Below are 14,726 nucleotides of genomic sequence, written 5' to 3'. Positions count from 1 at the left end.
CGGATGCCGACCGACAATCGGCCACAAGACAGAGTGCCACGATCCACGGACATTCGTATCCCCCTCACGGTGGACCTTCGCTCACAGCGAACCGCCTCCCGCTCCGATCAGCGGTTTCTCCGCGCGGACACACGACGAGTTTCCGGCGAACCGGCCCCGTGACGTACGACCTCGAGCTCACCGGAGTTCGTCCGTCGGGAGTTCCGGCGTCCAGCGTGCCGAAACCGCCGGTTCAACCCGACAACCGTGCATCCTCCCGACAGGTGAACACGCCCTCGCTCAGAACAACCCGGGCTCAGAACAGGGCGGGCTGCGGAACGTACGCGCGCGCGGGGGCACCGGCGTCCGGAGCGAGCTCGGCCAGGGTCGCCGGGTCCCACTTCGGGTTGCGATCCTTGTCGACGATCTGCGCGCGGATGCCCTCGACGAGGTCGGGGTGCTCGTTCACGAACCACATCACGCGGCGGTACTCGCCCTCCAGTGCCGCGCGAAGCCCCGGCAGGTCGCGCGCCTCGCGCACGGCATCGAGCGTGACCGTGAGGCCGGTCGGCGCCAGCCCCTCGAGGAGATCCGCGGTTGCGGCGGCATCCGTCGTGCCCTGCGCCTGCAGGCGTTCGATGATCTCGCCCACGGTGGGAGCGGAGAAGGCCTCGTCGATCCACTCCCTCGACGCGGGCAGCTGCGAGGGCTCGGGCGTCTCGTCGAACAGCAGCACGATCTCGCTGGGGCTCGTCGGGTCGGCGCGGAATGCGAGAGCCTCGCTCAGCGCCTCGAGGCGCTCCGACGGCACGTAGTGATCGGCGAACCCGAGGTAGACGGCATCCGCTCCATTCATCACTGCCCCGGTGAGACCGAAGTACTCGCCGAGCCGTCCGGGAGCGCGGCCGAGCAGCCAGGTGCCGCCGACGTCCGGCGTGAATCCGATGCGCGTCTCGGGCATCGCGAGCTGGGAGCGCTCCGTGACGATACGGATCGCCGCGTGACCGGCGAGCCCGATTCCGCCGCCCATCGTGATGCCGTCGGCGAAGGCCACCACCGGCTTGGGGTACTCGGCGATCATGGCGTTCAACGCGTACTCGGCACGGAAGAACTCGGCGGTCTGCTCGGCCTGACCTGCCACGATCTGCGCGTGCAGTGCGCGCACGTCGCCGCCCGCACACATGCCACGCCCGCCTGCCCCGTCCAGCAGCACGATCTGCACGTCGGTGTCGTCTCGCCAGGCGTTCAACGCCGCGGTGAGGGCCTGGATCATCTCGACGTCGAGGGCGTTGATCGCCTCGGGGCGATTGAGCGTGAGCCGCCCGAGCGCCCCTTCGGTGCGGACGAGGACGCGGGATGCAGCGTGAGAATCGGTCACGCTCGCCAGGCTACCCCTTTCGGCAAACGGCGGTGTTCCGCGCGAAATGCGGGATCCGACAGGCTTTTCCGGCAGGATAGGGAGGAACTGTTCAAAATGCGACGAGAGGTCACGGATGCCTGAAGGACAGGTGCTCGAGTTCACGCACGTGACGAAGCGCTTCAATGAGGTGACCGCCGTCTCGGACTTCTCCGCGCGCGTCGAGCCCGGTGCCGTCACCGCCTTCCTCGGCCCGAACGGAGCCGGCAAGACCACGACGCTGCGCATCCTGCTCGGTCAGGTGCGCGCCACATCCGGCACGGCGACCATCGGCGGGGCCACCTACGCCGAGCTCCGCCAGCCGCTGCGCACGATCGGCGCGGTGCTCGAGGAGACGGTCTACCGCCCTCGCCGCACCGCCGAACGCCAGCTGACCATCGCCGCCAAGGCGAACGGCATCCCCCTGTCGCGCGTCGGCGAAGTGCTCTCGCTGGTCGGCCTCGAGGGCGAGGGCGACTCCCGCATCGGCGGCTTCTCCCTCGGCATGCGTCAGCGGCTCAGCGTCGCCCACGCGCTCCTCGGCGACCCCGGCGCCCTCGTCTTCGACGAGCCGGCCAACGGACTCGACCCCGAGGGCATCCGCTGGATGCGACTGCTGATGCGACGTCTCGCCGACGAGGGACGCACCGTGCTCGTGTCGTCGCACGTCCTCAGCGAGGTCGAGCAGGTCGCCGACAACGTGCTCGTGCTCTCGAAGGGCACGCTCGTACTGGCCAGCGGCATCGAGACCCTCGCCGACCCCAAGGGCGGCTCCGTCATCGTCGACGCCGCTGATCGCGCCGCGCTGACGGCTTCGCTCATGGCGGCCGGATTCGACATCGAGGTGCTGCGCTCGGGCCTGACGGTGCGCGGCGGAGATGCCGGCACGGTCGGCGCCGTCGCCGCCGAGGCGGGCATCGCTCTGAGCACCCTGGTGCAGCGCGGACCGACGCTCGAAGACGTCTTCATCGATCTGATGCGCGGGGGCCGTTTCGCACCGAACACTGCGACGGCCCCGGCGCAGCTCGCCGCGCCGGTTCCCTCGGAGGCGAGCGCGGAAGAGGCCGCTGCCGACGAGAGTGCTTCCGAAGGCGCGGCAGACGCTTCCGCACCGTCACCCGCCGATTCGGTGGTCGCCATCCCGGTCGCCGCAGCTGCCGCATGGGCGGCCGAGGCAGCCGCCGCTCCTGCGGGCGCAGCCGTGGCCGACGACCTCGCCGCATCCGTCGACACGGACCACGACCGCACGGAACAGGAAAACACCCAGCAGGTCGCGGATGAGTCTGATACTCCTGCCGGTGACGTGGACGTGGATGCCGACGTGGACGCGGCGACCGAAGAGGCGGGCGATGCTGCTGAAGGCGACGCATCCGCGGACGCCGCGGTGGTCGACGGACTGGAGACTGACGACCAGCAGACCGACGGCGAGCAGACCGACGGCGAGCCGGGTCACGACGTTCAGGACGACGCGGTCTCCTTCGAGGAGGCCCCGGAACGGTCGTTCGATGAGATCCTGTTCGGTGCTGCAGCACCGACCGCGGTGAACGACGCCTCTGCCGAGGACGCCGACGGCGTTGCCGCCCTATCGGTCGACGCCCCCGGCTCCGAGGAGGTGCACGGCGACGAGGACCACAGCGGTGTCGAGATCTTCGCCGATCTCCACGACGCATCCGAGGATGACAAGGCCCCCGCGTCCGACGCCGACGCCGATTCCTCCCCTGTCGACGACGAAGACCCCCGCTCTGCGGCGGTGAGCTCGATGCTCGCCGCGGCGGCGCGTGCGTACTACGAGGACGAGCCCAAGGACTACCCGCTGAGCGCGGAGAGCGAGACGGCGGGCAGCGACGACACCCCCGCAGAGGGCGCGCACTGGACCGTCGCATCCACCGGCGTCATCGACACCGTGCCGCTCGCGGAGTCCTCGGGTCACTCCGAGACGGACGAAGCCGGTCACGACACGTCAGAGCACCCGGAGTCCGGCACCGAGGAATCCGGCCCTGCCGATGGCGATCAGAACCACGCCGACGGTGATCAGAACCATGCCGACGACGAGAACCACGACGGCGACGAGCATCACCACAACTGAGCTTCAGCTGACATAGAACGCCCTCCGGACCCGCAGATCTGGAGGGCGTTCTTTGTTCAGAGGAGGTCGCCGCACCCGGCGTGCACCCCGGAGCTGCAAGTCAGGCGGGTCGGGGCCGGATGACGGGCCGGCGGCGGCCCTTCGAGACGGGCACCGGTGCGGTCGCCACGATCTCTTCAACGTTCGCCGGTTCGTCGGTCGCGTCGAGGCGCAGTGCCTGCGTGAGCGCGAGCCCGTGACTCGTGGTGAGGATCAGCCGTCGGTAGTGCTCATCGCCCTCGAGGTCGATCACGACACTCGGGCGACGCCGGCGGATCAGCACGAAGTCGAGGCTGCCCGCGGCCTTCCAGCTGCCCGCAGCGAGCACACCGGGGATGTGCGTCCCGGGGTTGGGGACTCCACGCAGCCAGGTCCAGGCATCTTCTGTCAGCTGCACCTTGGTGATGGTGTCGCGCGCGATCCGGAGGTTGTCGCGGTGGAAGGTGGCGGCACGTTCGATCGGCGAGAGAACGACCTCGAGTTGCGTCTGGTCCAGCAACAACGTCACCATGTCACCCAGTCTGCCAGCGCCGTCCTGCCAGTTGTCTGGAAGTTGTTCACAGGAACGCAACGATCCCTTGTCGATCAGCACCAGTCATCATGATTCCTTCCCCGTGATTCGAACATATGTACCATACTCGATTCACTGCCGGGTGCGCGAATGCCACCGATCAGCGCGAGGCGCCGACCGATGCACTTCTGACCGGAGTCGCGTTACGGGCGCGCGGCCGCCGCGGCAGCCGCAGCAGCGGGGAGGGCGGCCTCGATCTGCTGCAGCTCTTCCTCGCCGTGCGCTGCGGTGAGGAACCAGGCCTCGAACACGCTCGGCGGAAGAGCCACGCCCTGCTCACGCAGCGAGTGGAAGAACGGCGCGTAGCGGTACGATTCCTGCGCCTGAGCCTCGGCATAGTCCCTCGGCGCCGATGCCCGGAAGGACGCGTTGAACAGGTTGCCGGCGGTGGCGACCGCGTGCGTCACACCCGCCGATGTGAGAGCGCCATCGAGAGCAGCGGACACCCGTGCGGCCGCCGCGTCGACGGTCGCGTAGACCTCAGGCGTCGCGAGCCGCAGCGTCGCGAGCCCCGCAGCGACCGAGAGCGGGTTCCCGGACAGCGTCCCTGCCTGGTACACCGGTCCGAGCGGAGCCAGCAGGTCCATGATCTCGGCTCGTCCACCCAGCGCCGCCAACGGCATCCCCCCGCCGACGACCTTGCCGAAGGTGAAGATGTCGGGCAGATAGTCCTCGCCCGCTGCGGCCTGCAGACCCCAGAACCCTGCCGGGTGCACGCGGAATCCGGTGAGCACCTCGTCGATGATCATCAGGGCACCGTGCGCGTGGGCGGTCTCGGCGATCAGCCGGTTGAACCCGGGCATCGGCGCGACGACGCCCATGTTCGCCGCCGACGCTTCGACGATCACGGCGGCGATGCGCTGACCATGCTCGGCGAACACCGCAGCCAGCGCATCCGGGTCGTTGTAGCCGATCACGAGAGTCTGGGCCGCGATCGGCGCCGGAACCCCGGCAGAACCGGGAAGGGCGAGCGTGGCGACACCCGAACCCGCCTCGGCGAGAAGACCGTCGGAGTGACCGTGGTAGTGCCCGGCGAACTTCACGAGCAGGTCGCGACCAGTGGCGCCCCGCGCGAGGCGGATCGCCGTCATGGTCGCCTCGGTTCCGGTGGAGACCAGACGCACGCGCTCGACAGGACGGACCTCGCCGAACCGCACGCGGTCGGCGATCAGCGTGGCGAGCTCGACCTCGCCCTCGGTCGGCGCGCCGAAGGACAGGCCGCGGGACGCCGCCTCCTGCACCGCCGCGACGATCTCGGGGTGCGCGTGACCGAGCAGGGCAGGACCCCACGAAGCGACGAGGTCGACGTAATCACGACCAGCCGCGTCAGTGACCCGCGCCCCCTTAGCGGAGGCGAGGAACCGCGGCGTCCCGCCGACCGAACCGTAGGCGCGCACCGGCGAGTTGACCCCACCGGGGATCACCGCGCGGGCAGCGGAGAACAGGTCGTCATTGCGGTCGGTCATGAAGGAGAGCTCCTCGGTGAAGTCAGTCGCGCAGCCAGCCGGCCGCTTCGGTGGCCCAGTAGGTGAGCACCGCATCCGCACCGGCGCGGCGGATGGAGAGAAGGGATTCGAGGATGGCCGCACGACGGTCGATCCAGCCGTTCGCGCCGGCGGCTTCGATCATCGCGTACTCGCCGGACACCTGATATGCCCACACGGGAATACTCACCGTGTCGCGAACCTCGCGCAGCACGTCGAGGAAGGCCATGGCCGGTTTCACCATGACGATGTCGGCGCCCTCGGCCTCATCGACGACAGCCTCGCGCACGCCCTCGCGCCGGTTGCCCGGATCGAGTTGGTACGTGCGACGGTCGCCCTTCAGCTGAGAGTCGACCGCCTCGCGGAAGGGTCCGTAGAAGGCGCTCGCGTACTTCGCGGCGTAGGCGAGCAGAAGCGTGTCGGTGAAGCCCTCGGCGTCGAGCGCCCTGCGGATCACCGTGACCTGGCCGTCCATCATCCCGGACAGCCCCAGCAGCTGAGAGCCGGCACGGGCCTGCGCCAGCGCCATCGAGGTGTACCGCTCGAGCGTCGCGTCGTTGTCGACTGACCCGTCGGCGGCGAGCACGCCGCAGTGACCATGATCGGTGAACTCGTCCAGGCATAGATCCGTCTGCACGACGAGCGCGTCGCCGACCTCGGAGGCCAGCGCTTCCGTCGCGACGTTCAGGATGCCTCGCGGATCATCGGCGCCGGAGCCGACGGCGTCGCGCACCGCGGGCACACCGAACAGCATCACGCCGCCGACCCCGGCCTCCGCGGCCTCGACCGCGGCTGCGCGCAGCGAGTCGAGCGAGTGCTGAGCGACACCGGGCATCGACCCGATCTTCACGGGTTCGGCGATGCCTTCGCGCACGAACAGGGGCAGCACGAGCTGCCGCGGCTGCAGCGAGGTCTCGCGCACGAGATCACGCACCGCACGAGACTGACGCACTCGCCTCAGCCGGACATCGGGAAAGCTCACGGCGCGAACTCGTCGGCCGCGTGCGGAAGCGTGAAGTGCGAGACCGCATCGATCAGGGCGTCGATGGTCTGACGGTCGGCGACGACCGACACCGGCAGACCGGCACGCTGGGCGTCATTCGCCGTGCGTGGTCCGATCGCCGCGAGCAGCGTGTCATCGGGGATCTCCGGGAACTGCTCGCGCACCTGCTCGGCGACCGAGCCGCTGGTGATGAGGATCGCGTTGATCCGGCCGTTCTCGACGTCGCGGCGGATCCGTTCCGTGACCGGCACACCGACCGTGCGATAGGCGACGACGCCATGTACGTCATGACCCGCCTCGGAGAGCAGTCTGCTCAGCACGGGCTTCGCGATCTCGCTGCGAAGGGCGAGGATGCGACGCGGCTCCTTCTCGAGGGCGATGAGCTGCTGCGCCATGCCCTCTGCCGAGTTGTCCTGCTCGGGGACCAGTGTGACCTCGTAGCCGACCGCCTGCAGCGCCGCCGCGGTCGTCTCGCCCACGGCGGCGATCTTGGTCTCCCGCGGCACCGCCGCCCGGTGGGCGAAGAGCACGTCGACGGTGGTGGCGCTCGTGACCGTCAGCCAGTCGAACTCGCCCGCGGCCAACTGCGCCAGCGCGGTGTCGAGCGTCGCCTGATCCGTCGTCGGGGCGAAGTTGATCAATGGTGCGACGACCGGCACGGCGCCCAGAGCCCGCAGGCTCGCGGCGACGCTGTCGCCCCACGGCCCGCCACGGGGCACGAGGATGCGCCAGCCGTCCAACGGTCGGTCCTGCTTGATTTCGGAAGTGGTCATGAGGATTGCTCTCGGGATACGAGGCCGGCCGCCCCTTGATCGAGCAGCCGACGGGCAACAGTGAACCCGAGCTCGCGCGCTGCGTGCATCGGGTCTGCACCATCGGCAGCATCCGCTCCATTGCCACTGCCGTTCCGACGAATATACTCCCCGTTCAGGTCTTCCGTGACGTCGAGCCCGATCCGGCGCCCTCCGTCGGCGGCGTAGACGACCGTCCTGACCCGGATCGAGGAGCCTTCGACCACCGCATGCGCGGCCATCGGCGCCTGGCATCCTGCGTCCAATCCCTGCAGGATCGCGCGTTCCACCGTGATGGCCAGACGAGTGTCGGTGTCGTCGAGACCGGCAAGGGCCGCGAGCAGCTCCTCCGGCGCATCCGCGCGGGTCTCGACGGCGAGCGAGCCCTGCCCTGGCGCGGTCGGCCATTCGGCGAGACCGAGCTCCTCGCGCCGTAGCGGCGTCTCCGCGCCGAGCCTGGAGAGACCTGCCGCCGCGAGGATGACCGCGTCCAGCTCACCCGATGTGACCCGGGCGAGACGGGAGTCGACATTCCCGCGGATGTCGACGACCTCGGCCTTCGGCGCGCGTCGATGCACCTGCGCGATGCGACGCGGCGACCCTGTGCCCACCGTGCTCCCGGAGCGCAGCTCGTGCAGCGGGGTGCCGTCGCGGGTGAGGACCACATCGCGCGGATCCTCGCGCTTCGGCGTCGCCGCGATCACGAGGCCCTCGGGGACGGCGGTCGGCAGATCCTTCAGGGAGTGCACGAGGAAGTCGCACTCGCCCGCGAACAGAGCCTCGCGAAGACGCGTGGCGAAGATGCCCTGACCGCCGATCTCGGAGAGCGAGGCACGATTCGTGTCGCCCTCGCTGGTGATCGGGACGAGCTCGACGCGGCGCCCCGAGAGCTTCTCGAGGGCTGCGGCGACGTGACCCGACTGCGCCTGCGCGAGCGCGCTGCGGCGGGTGCCCAGACGAATGGGGGTACTCATGGGCTTACTGGAGCACGTCCGCGATCTCGTCGAACCGGAGCCTGCGCCCGGTGTAGAAGGGCACCTCCTCCTTCACGTACATGCGAGCGTCGGTGTAGCGGAGATCGCGCATCATGTCGACGAGGTCGGTGAGCTCATCGGCTTCGAGCGGCAGCAGCCATTCGTAGTCGCCGAGAGCGAAGGAGGCGACGGTGTTGGCGAGAACGCCCGTGAACGCCGCGCCCTTGCGTCCGTGGTCGGCGAGCATCTTGCGACGCTCCTCCTCCGGGGCGAGGTACCACTCCGGCGTGCGCACGAACGGGTACAGGCACAGCCAGTCCTTGGGGTCCATACCCCGCAGGAAGCCCGGGACGTGGGAGCGGTTGAACTCCGCGTCGCGGTGCACGCCCATGACGTTCCACACCGGGAGGAGCGAACGCAGCAGCTCGGTGCGACGCAGGCGACGCAGCGCCTTCTGCAGCTCCTCGGCGGTGTCGCCGTGCAGCCACACCATGAGGTCGGCGTCGGCCTTGAGTCCGGAGACGTCGTAGAAGCCGCGGACGGTGACACCCGAGTCCTCGATGTAGGAGACGATCGTCTCGAGCTCGGTCGAGTCGTTCTCCGTCACGGGGAGGTCGGGGTTTCGTCGCCAGACAGCCCAGAGGGTGAAGCCGGACGGGTTCTCATCGCGCTCTTCGGACATCATGCTCCCCAGTCTGCCTCGTTTGCGCAGGAGCCGCTAATCACCCGGGAGGGCTGCTCGCGGCTTCCCGGAATGCTGCGCCTCAGCGCGAGATGAAGCGCGCGATCGCCCAGACCGCGCCCCCGACTGCGGCAGCGATTCCGACGGCGGCGGCGATCGCGCCGATCGGGTTCCGATCGGCGAACACGCGGGCCTTCGCCACCGCACGTGTCGACGCCTTCTCGACCCGGCGCGGGATGTTCCCCTTGACCTCGATCGCCGCGAGGGCGGCCTTCAGCTCGGCACGGGCCGAAGCGACGGGGTCGACGATCCCGCCGGGAACGGCGGTGCGCGGCAGCGACTCAGAACTCGTCATCGCCGGCCTCCTTCACGAGTCGGATGTCTTCGGCGACGGCCTGCGCCGGGTTCTGGCGCGCGAGCACCTTGCGGAACTTGAGGATCCCGAGCAACGCGAACAGCAGCACCGCGAGGATCAGGATGCCGAACACCGCGATCGCCGAGAGCCACACCGGCCACCAGGACGACAGCCCGGCGATCGCGAAGACGAGGATGACGGGCACGGCCCAGAACAGGAAGAACAGCGCGACGAGGAACCACATGGAACCGATGCCGGCATCCTTCGAGGTGCGCGAGACCCACGCCTTGGCGGCGTCGATCTCGGCCTTGACCAGATTCGTGACGAGTTCCGGCAGATCTCCGAGGAGAGTCAGCAGGCTGTCGTCGGCGCGATCGCGGTATCCGCTGGGCATCTCAGGCGCCGGACTTCTTGGGGGCGGGCTTCGCAGCCGGCTTCTTGGCCGCCGGCTTCTTGGCGGCGGGCTTCGTCGACGTCGCGGTGGACTTCGCAGCCTCGACCGCTTCCTCGGTCGCCTCGGCGAGATCTTCTGCCGCCTCACGGCCGGTGGCGATGGCGGAGTCGAGTCGCTGACCGGGCGTGCCCGAGCCGGTGACGGACTTCGCGACCTTCACCACACCGGTCCAGAGCGCACCGGGAACGGCCGCGGCCTTGTCGCCGACGAAACCCTTGACCTTGGTGACCTGCTCCTGCACGGGGTCGAGGTGCCACACCTTGAGCCACTGCGTCTTGATCTGCTCGTAGCGCTCACGTCCGGCACGAGTGCCGAGCACGTAGCCCACGCCGAGCCCGACGACGAGTCCGATCTTCCCCTTCATGGGGTCTCCTCACCTTGTTCCGGTAGTCCGGCCAGATTCGCCCGGTTGGGACCGACCGCAGGCATTCGCCCCCCGCGACCAGGTACCCAGCGTAACCCCGTATGCCGAATTCGGCATCTATGGGTCAGAGGGTTGACACAGACCGCTCCCGCACTTCAGGACTCCCCGTCCCACAACAGGGCGCGGCGCAGACGGTCGGCCTCGTCCCGTGCGTCCGGGATCACCTGGGCGAGTCCGGTCCCCGCGAGCCAGGCGCCGACCGCGGCCACACCGGGCACCGCCTCGACCGCTGCGCGTGCTGCGGTGCGCCGCCCCCCTGAGCCGATGATCGAGGCGGGCTGCGATTGGATGAAACGGCCGCGATGCGAGGCGATGACAGCCTCGGGGGCGATGGCGACTCCCAGCAGGGCGGCGGCTTCGCACCGTGCGAGGTCTGCCGCCGCGGCGTCGTCCAGGCCCGCGGTCGCTGCGGGTTCCCCCTGGGCGCCGAACGACACCCGTACGATCTGCCGGGCACCAGCGGCGTCGCGCACCCAGCCCCACTTGGCGGTCGAGTGGGTGAGCGCCTTGGCGGTGTGGCTGCCCGGAACGGTCAGCACGCCGGTTCCCCTCGGGGCGGCGGCGAGTTCCGGCGCGTCGAGGACGAGGGTGACGATCTCGATCTCGGGCGATGACGCGGCCTCCGTCGTGGCGAGGGCCGGCACCGCGGAGGCGAGGAGCTTCCGTGCGGCCGACTCGGGCGTCGCGATGATGACGGCGTCAGCGTCGAGCTCCTCGACCACCGGCTCCAGAGGATCCGTTGCGGCGCTCTCGCCGCTTTCCTCCGCCCTCACCTCGACCTCGGCCGCGACCTCAGCCTCGGCCTCGACCGACCAGTGCGCCCCGGTCTTGCGCACGGTGCGCACCCGCACTCCCGTGCGCACCTCGGCACCGAGGCGGACGAGGTCGGCGGCGAGGGCATCGACCAGCGTGCTCATGCCTCCCGAGAGCCCCTCGACGGCCGCTCCCGGCGTCTTCGCGGCCGCCTGCGTTTCCGCGGCCTTCTCCGCGGCGTCATCACGCAGCGTCTGCACCGCGCCGGAGAGGGAGCCCACCCGGGTCAGTGCGGCGTTGAGCCCCGGGGCTGCGACATCGATGTCGACATCGTCGGGAGACGCCGAGTAGACACCGGTCGTCACGGGGGCGACGAGTCGATCCCGCACCTTCGCCCCCATGCGCGACGCGACGAGCTTTCCGAGACTGAGCTGGTGCCCGATCGTGAGGGGCGGGCGCACGCGGTCGAGGTAGGCGCGCCAGACGCCCGACCATCCGATGATGCGGCGGACGTCGGGCTGGAACGGATTGGCGGGGATGCCGAGGATGCCGCCCACAGGGAGCGGCGCCGCGCCCACACCGGGGATTCCGGCCAGCCATGCCCCGCCCGGCTTCGGGAGGACGATGCGGTCGGCCAGGTCGAGCTCGTCCACGAGGGCGCGCACGAGTCCACCCCTGGTGGCGTAGCTCTCGGCCCCGGCGTCGATGGTGACACCGTCGAGGTCGACCCGGCGGATCGCGCCGCCCAGCGTCTCCTCCGCCTCGAGCACGGTGACGCGCATTCCGACCTTCGCGCACTCCCGCGCAGCGACGAGACCTCCGATGCCACCGCCGACGACGATGACATGCGTGTGCGCCGCGCGGGCGGCGAGGTCGGACGGCTCGGCGGAGGAGGGCTCGGGGCTCATGCCCTCAATTCTCGCACCGGGGCGGTTCAGGCCTCGACGGGCTCGGAGGCTCCGCGTCCGCGCTTGCGGACCTCGCGCAGCACGATCTGCTCGGGGCACACCGTCGAGAGGAAGTCGCCGACCGAGAGCGCGAGCCGCTCACCCACGAGGGAGTAGAGGATGCGGTTGGCATCGCGCCGCTCGCTGATGAGTCCTGCCTGGCGGAGCACGCTCAGGTGACGGGAGATGGTCGGGCCGCTCGCGGAGAAGCGCGACGCGATCTCGCCGGCCGCGAGCTCACCGTCTTTCAGGTCCTGCAGGATCTGACGTCGTGTGGGGTGGGCCAACGCCGCGAAGATGTCCGTCGCGCTGTCAGTCATGGTTGCAATATAGCACCTTGGCTAGATAGCTCTCGGCGCGTGGCCTGACGGTCAGATCGTGTGCGCCAGCTCGACGATGCGGGTGAGCTGGTCGGGATCGGTCTCCGGGGGCACGCCGTGGCCGAGGTTCAGGATGTGGGCGCGCGCCGCGCGGCCGCGCTCGACGACGTCGCGCACGTGCGCCTCCAGCACCGGCCACGGCGCGGAGAGCAGCGCGGGGTCGATGTTGCCCTGCACCGTCACGTCCGGTCCGAGGATCGCGGCCGCCTCGTCGAGCGGCTGCCGCCAGTCGACGCCGACGCCGTCGGCGACACCGTCCAGGCGCATGTCGGCGAGGAACGGTCCGGTCCCGACGCCGAAGTGGATCGTCGGCAGACCGATGCCCGCAAGCGCCGCGTGAGAATGCGGGGCGACGAAGGCGCGGTAGTCGGCGGTGCTGAGGGACCCGGCCCAGCTGTCGAAGAGCTGGACGACGGACGCCCCGGCATCGCGCTGGGTCTCGAGGAAGCGGCGCGAGACCTGGGCGAGCCAGCCGGCGAGCCGGTTCCAGGACGCCGGATCCGAGTGCATCATCGCCCGCGCACGCAGGTGCTCCTTCGAGGGGCCGCCCTCGACGAGGTAGGCGGCGAGGGTGAAGGGCGCTCCGGCGAATCCGATCAGCGGGGTGTCGCCGAGCTCGGCCGTGACGAGCCGCACCGCCTCGGCGATCGCCGTGCCGTCCAGGTCGTCCGGGTCGATGGCGGTGATGCGGTCGACGTCGGCCGCCGTGCGCACCGGGTTCGCGAACACCGGGCCGCGACCGGGCTCGATCTCGACCTCGACACCGGCGAGGCGCAGCGGGATGACGATGTCGCTGAAGAACACGGCCGCGTCGACCCCGTGACGCCGCACCGGCTGCAGGGTGATCTCGGCGGCGAGATCGGGGGTGAGGCAGGCGTCGAGCATCCGGGTCCCGACGCGCAGGTCGCGGTACTCGGGAAGCGACCGGCCGGCCTGCCGCATGAACCACACCGGGGCGTGAGGGGGACGGTCGCCGGCGAGGGCGCGCAGGAGCGGGGCGTCGGAGAGGGCCATGCGTCCATCCTCCCATCCGACCCTTATGGAGCCGCCGAGTCGACCGGTCGAATCCTCCCCCGCAGGCCCTCCGGTACAATCGATGTGTGCTGCTGTGTGTGACGGCGAGTCACAAGACCGCCTCCTTCGAATTGCTCGAACGCCTGAGCCGCACCCCCGACGACGTCGCTCCCACCATCGTGGGCATGACGCCGTGCGTGCAGGGTGCGGTCGTGCTGGCGACGTGCAACCGGTTCGAGGCGTACGTGGAAATGGACGAACCGGTCACCGCCGCCGGCGCCATCGGTGTCGAAGCCGTGATCGAAGCGGTCGAATCCGCGACCGGCATCTCGGCCGCCGACCTCGACGGCGCCTACACCGTGCACTCGGGGCGCCGCGTCGCCGAGCACCTCTTCTCCGTCGCCTCCGGTCTCGAATCCGTCGTCTCCGGCGAGGGCGAGATCGCAGGGCAAGTGCGCCGCGCTCTCAAGTCCGCCCGCAAAGACGGCACCACTTCGCCCGAGCTCGAGCGCCTCTTCCAGCGCGCCAGCCAGGCCCAGCGCAAGGTCAAGAACGTCACGGCCCTCGGTCGCGCCGGCCGCTCGCTCGTGCGTCTCGCGCTCGAGCTGGCAGACAGCCGCATCGCCGACTGGTCCGCCGAACGCGTGCTGCTGGTCGGCACCGGTGCCTACGCCGCGGTCACCCTCGCCACGCTCCGCGAACGCGGTGCCGTGAACATCTCGGTGTACTCGCCTTCCGGCCGCGCCGAGGTCTTCGCCGCGAAGCACGGCATCCGTCCGATCGCCGCCGACGAGTACGCCCGCACCGCCGCGCGGTCGAGCCTGCTCATCACCTGCACTACGGCGACGGAGCCCGTGCTCGGCCCCGAGCACCTGCAGCTGACGACCGGCCCCGCCGCGGCGGGCTGCCCCGTCGGCGCACATCGTCAGCTCGTCGTCGACCTGGGCATGCCGCGAAACGTCGACCCCGCCATCGCCGGCCTCGAGGGTGTGGCCCTGCTCGACCTCGAGACCATCCGTCTGCACGCGCCGCTCGAAGAGCTGCAGGCGACGGATGCCGCGCGCAGCGTGGTCCGGGAAGCCGCCGAGACCTTCCACGTCGTGGGCGCCCGCCAGAGCGTCACGCCGTCGGTGGTGGCGCTGCGGTCGCACATCTTCGAGCTCCTCGAACGCGAGATCGACCGTGCCCGCGCGCGCGGCGACGAGGACGGCAAGGTCGAGCAGGCTCTGCGGCACCTCTCCGGCGTGCTCCTGCACACCCCGACCGTGCGCGCCCACGAGCTCGCTGCGGCCGGCCGTGCCGACGAGTTCACCGCGGCGCTCGCCGCCCTGTACGGCATCGCCCCCGAAGCCGACGCCGCAGACGACGCCGCGACCGCCTGACACGCTCCGTTC

The 14,726-nt window shown here is 70.2% G+C and carries 15 protein-coding genes; 2 read left to right on the top strand and 13 right to left on the bottom strand.

Annotated features, from left to right (window positions below; genetic code table 11):
* Positions 1-295 precede the first annotated feature (295 nt).
* Positions 296-1,357, bottom strand: a complete 1,062-nt coding sequence (locus KY497_RS05120) for an enoyl-CoA hydratase/isomerase family protein (protein WP_219869982.1) — start codon at positions 1,355-1,357, stop codon at positions 296-298.
* A 115-nt stretch (positions 1,358-1,472) separates the two neighbouring features.
* Here KY497_RS05120 and KY497_RS05115 point away from each other — a divergent pair, with 115 nt between their 5' ends.
* Positions 1,473-3,461, top strand: a complete 1,989-nt coding sequence (locus tag KY497_RS05115; RefSeq protein WP_219869981.1) for an ATP-binding cassette domain-containing protein — start codon at positions 1,473-1,475, stop codon at positions 3,459-3,461.
* Positions 3,462-3,561: 100 nt separating this feature from the next.
* Here KY497_RS05115 and KY497_RS05110 read toward each other — a convergent pair whose 3' ends face one another.
* The 12 genes from KY497_RS05110 to hemE all read right to left on the bottom strand — a co-directional run bounded on the left by KY497_RS05110 (position 3,562) and on the right by hemE (position 13,332).
* Entirely contained in the window at positions 3,562-4,011 is a 450-nt protein-coding gene (locus tag KY497_RS05110; RefSeq protein ID WP_219869980.1) for a hypothetical protein, read from the bottom strand.
* A gap of 203 nt (positions 4,012-4,214) precedes the next feature.
* On the bottom strand, positions 4,215-5,537 hold the full coding sequence (locus KY497_RS05105) for a glutamate-1-semialdehyde 2,1-aminomutase (protein WP_219869979.1): 1,323 nt from the start codon (positions 5,535-5,537) through the stop codon (positions 4,215-4,217).
* A 22-nt stretch (positions 5,538-5,559) separates the two neighbouring features.
* On the bottom strand, positions 5,560-6,537 hold the full coding sequence (gene hemB / locus KY497_RS05100) for a porphobilinogen synthase (protein ID WP_219869978.1): 978 nt from the start codon (positions 6,535-6,537) through the stop codon (positions 5,560-5,562).
* A complete protein-coding gene (locus KY497_RS05095) occupies positions 6,534-7,331 on the bottom strand; it encodes a uroporphyrinogen-III synthase (protein WP_017829542.1) in 798 nt (265 codons plus the stop codon). The genes hemB and KY497_RS05095 overlap by 4 nt, the downstream gene beginning before the upstream one ends.
* A complete protein-coding gene (hemC, locus tag KY497_RS05090; RefSeq protein WP_055866189.1) occupies positions 7,328-8,323 on the bottom strand; it encodes a hydroxymethylbilane synthase in 996 nt (331 codons plus the stop codon). The genes KY497_RS05095 and hemC overlap by 4 nt, the downstream gene beginning before the upstream one ends.
* A gap of 4 nt (positions 8,324-8,327) precedes the next feature.
* On the bottom strand, positions 8,328-9,008 hold the full coding sequence (gene hemQ, locus KY497_RS05085; RefSeq protein WP_017829544.1) for a hydrogen peroxide-dependent heme synthase: 681 nt from the start codon (positions 9,006-9,008) through the stop codon (positions 8,328-8,330).
* A gap of 79 nt (positions 9,009-9,087) precedes the next feature.
* Positions 9,088-9,360 carry a hypothetical protein gene (locus tag KY497_RS05080; RefSeq protein ID WP_017829545.1) on the bottom strand — a complete coding sequence of 91 codons (273 nt, stop codon included), beginning with the start codon at positions 9,358-9,360 and terminating at the stop codon, positions 9,088-9,090.
* Positions 9,347-9,754, bottom strand: a complete 408-nt coding sequence (locus KY497_RS05075; protein ID WP_141387124.1) for a phage holin family protein — start codon at positions 9,752-9,754, stop codon at positions 9,347-9,349. Before KY497_RS05075 ends, KY497_RS05080 begins: the two co-directional genes overlap by 14 nt.
* A gap of 1 nt (position 9,755) precedes the next feature.
* Positions 9,756-10,178, bottom strand: coding sequence for a hypothetical protein (locus KY497_RS05070; protein WP_055866191.1), 423 nt, complete (start codon positions 10,176-10,178; stop codon positions 9,756-9,758).
* 155 nt (positions 10,179-10,333) lie between these two features.
* Positions 10,334-11,899, bottom strand: a complete 1,566-nt coding sequence (locus tag KY497_RS05065) for an NAD(P)/FAD-dependent oxidoreductase (protein WP_219869977.1) — start codon at positions 11,897-11,899, stop codon at positions 10,334-10,336.
* Between the two features lie 26 nt (positions 11,900-11,925).
* A complete protein-coding gene (locus KY497_RS05060) occupies positions 11,926-12,258 on the bottom strand; it encodes a metalloregulator ArsR/SmtB family transcription factor (RefSeq protein ID WP_017829549.1) in 333 nt (110 codons plus the stop codon).
* 51 nt (positions 12,259-12,309) lie between these two features.
* Entirely contained in the window at positions 12,310-13,332 is a 1,023-nt protein-coding gene (gene hemE / locus KY497_RS05055) for a uroporphyrinogen decarboxylase (RefSeq protein WP_141387130.1), read from the bottom strand.
* 86 nt (positions 13,333-13,418) lie between these two features.
* On the opposite strand from hemE, the gene KY497_RS05050 reads away from it, so the two are divergent.
* Entirely contained in the window at positions 13,419-14,714 is a 1,296-nt protein-coding gene (locus tag KY497_RS05050; RefSeq protein ID WP_219869976.1) for a glutamyl-tRNA reductase, read from the top strand.
* Positions 14,715-14,726: the final 12 nt, after the last annotated feature.

The sequence above is a fragment of the Microbacterium sp. PAMC22086 genome (assembly GCF_019443525.1).
GTDB lineage: Bacteria > Actinomycetota > Actinomycetes > Actinomycetales > Microbacteriaceae > Microbacterium > Microbacterium maritypicum.
The sequence above is the reverse complement of the archived record's forward strand: the minus strand, read 5'-3'. Positions and strand labels throughout refer to the sequence as shown.

Bases quoted from the DNA above. Each gene is read 5' to 3' on its own strand.
- KY497_RS05115 (WP_219869981.1), top strand. From the start codon at position 1,473: ATGCCTGAAGGACAGGTGCTCGAGTTCACGCACGTGACGAAGCGCTTC.
- KY497_RS05110 (WP_219869980.1), bottom strand. From the start codon at position 4,011: ATGGTGACGTTGTTGCTGGACCAGACGCAACTCGAGGTCGTTCTCTCG.
- KY497_RS05105 (WP_219869979.1), bottom strand. From the start codon at position 5,537: ATGACCGACCGCAATGACGACCTGTTCTCCGCTGCCCGCGCGGTGATC.
- KY497_RS05095 (WP_017829542.1), bottom strand. From the start codon at position 7,331: ATGACCACTTCCGAAATCAAGCAGGACCGACCGTTGGACGGCTGGCGC.
- hemC (WP_055866189.1), bottom strand. From the start codon at position 8,323: ATGAGTACCCCCATTCGTCTGGGCACCCGCCGCAGCGCGCTCGCGCAG.
- hemQ (WP_017829544.1), bottom strand. From the start codon at position 9,008: ATGATGTCCGAAGAGCGCGATGAGAACCCGTCCGGCTTCACCCTCTGG.
- KY497_RS05080 (WP_017829545.1), bottom strand. From the start codon at position 9,360: ATGACGAGTTCTGAGTCGCTGCCGCGCACCGCCGTTCCCGGCGGGATC.
- KY497_RS05075 (WP_141387124.1), bottom strand. From the start codon at position 9,754: ATGCCCAGCGGATACCGCGATCGCGCCGACGACAGCCTGCTGACTCTC.
- KY497_RS05070 (WP_055866191.1), bottom strand. From the start codon at position 10,178: ATGAAGGGGAAGATCGGACTCGTCGTCGGGCTCGGCGTGGGCTACGTG.
- KY497_RS05065 (WP_219869977.1), bottom strand. From the start codon at position 11,899: ATGAGCCCCGAGCCCTCCTCCGCCGAGCCGTCCGACCTCGCCGCCCGC.
- KY497_RS05060 (WP_017829549.1), bottom strand. From the start codon at position 12,258: ATGACTGACAGCGCGACGGACATCTTCGCGGCGTTGGCCCACCCCACA.
- hemE (WP_141387130.1), bottom strand. From the start codon at position 13,332: ATGGCCCTCTCCGACGCCCCGCTCCTGCGCGCCCTCGCCGGCGACCGT.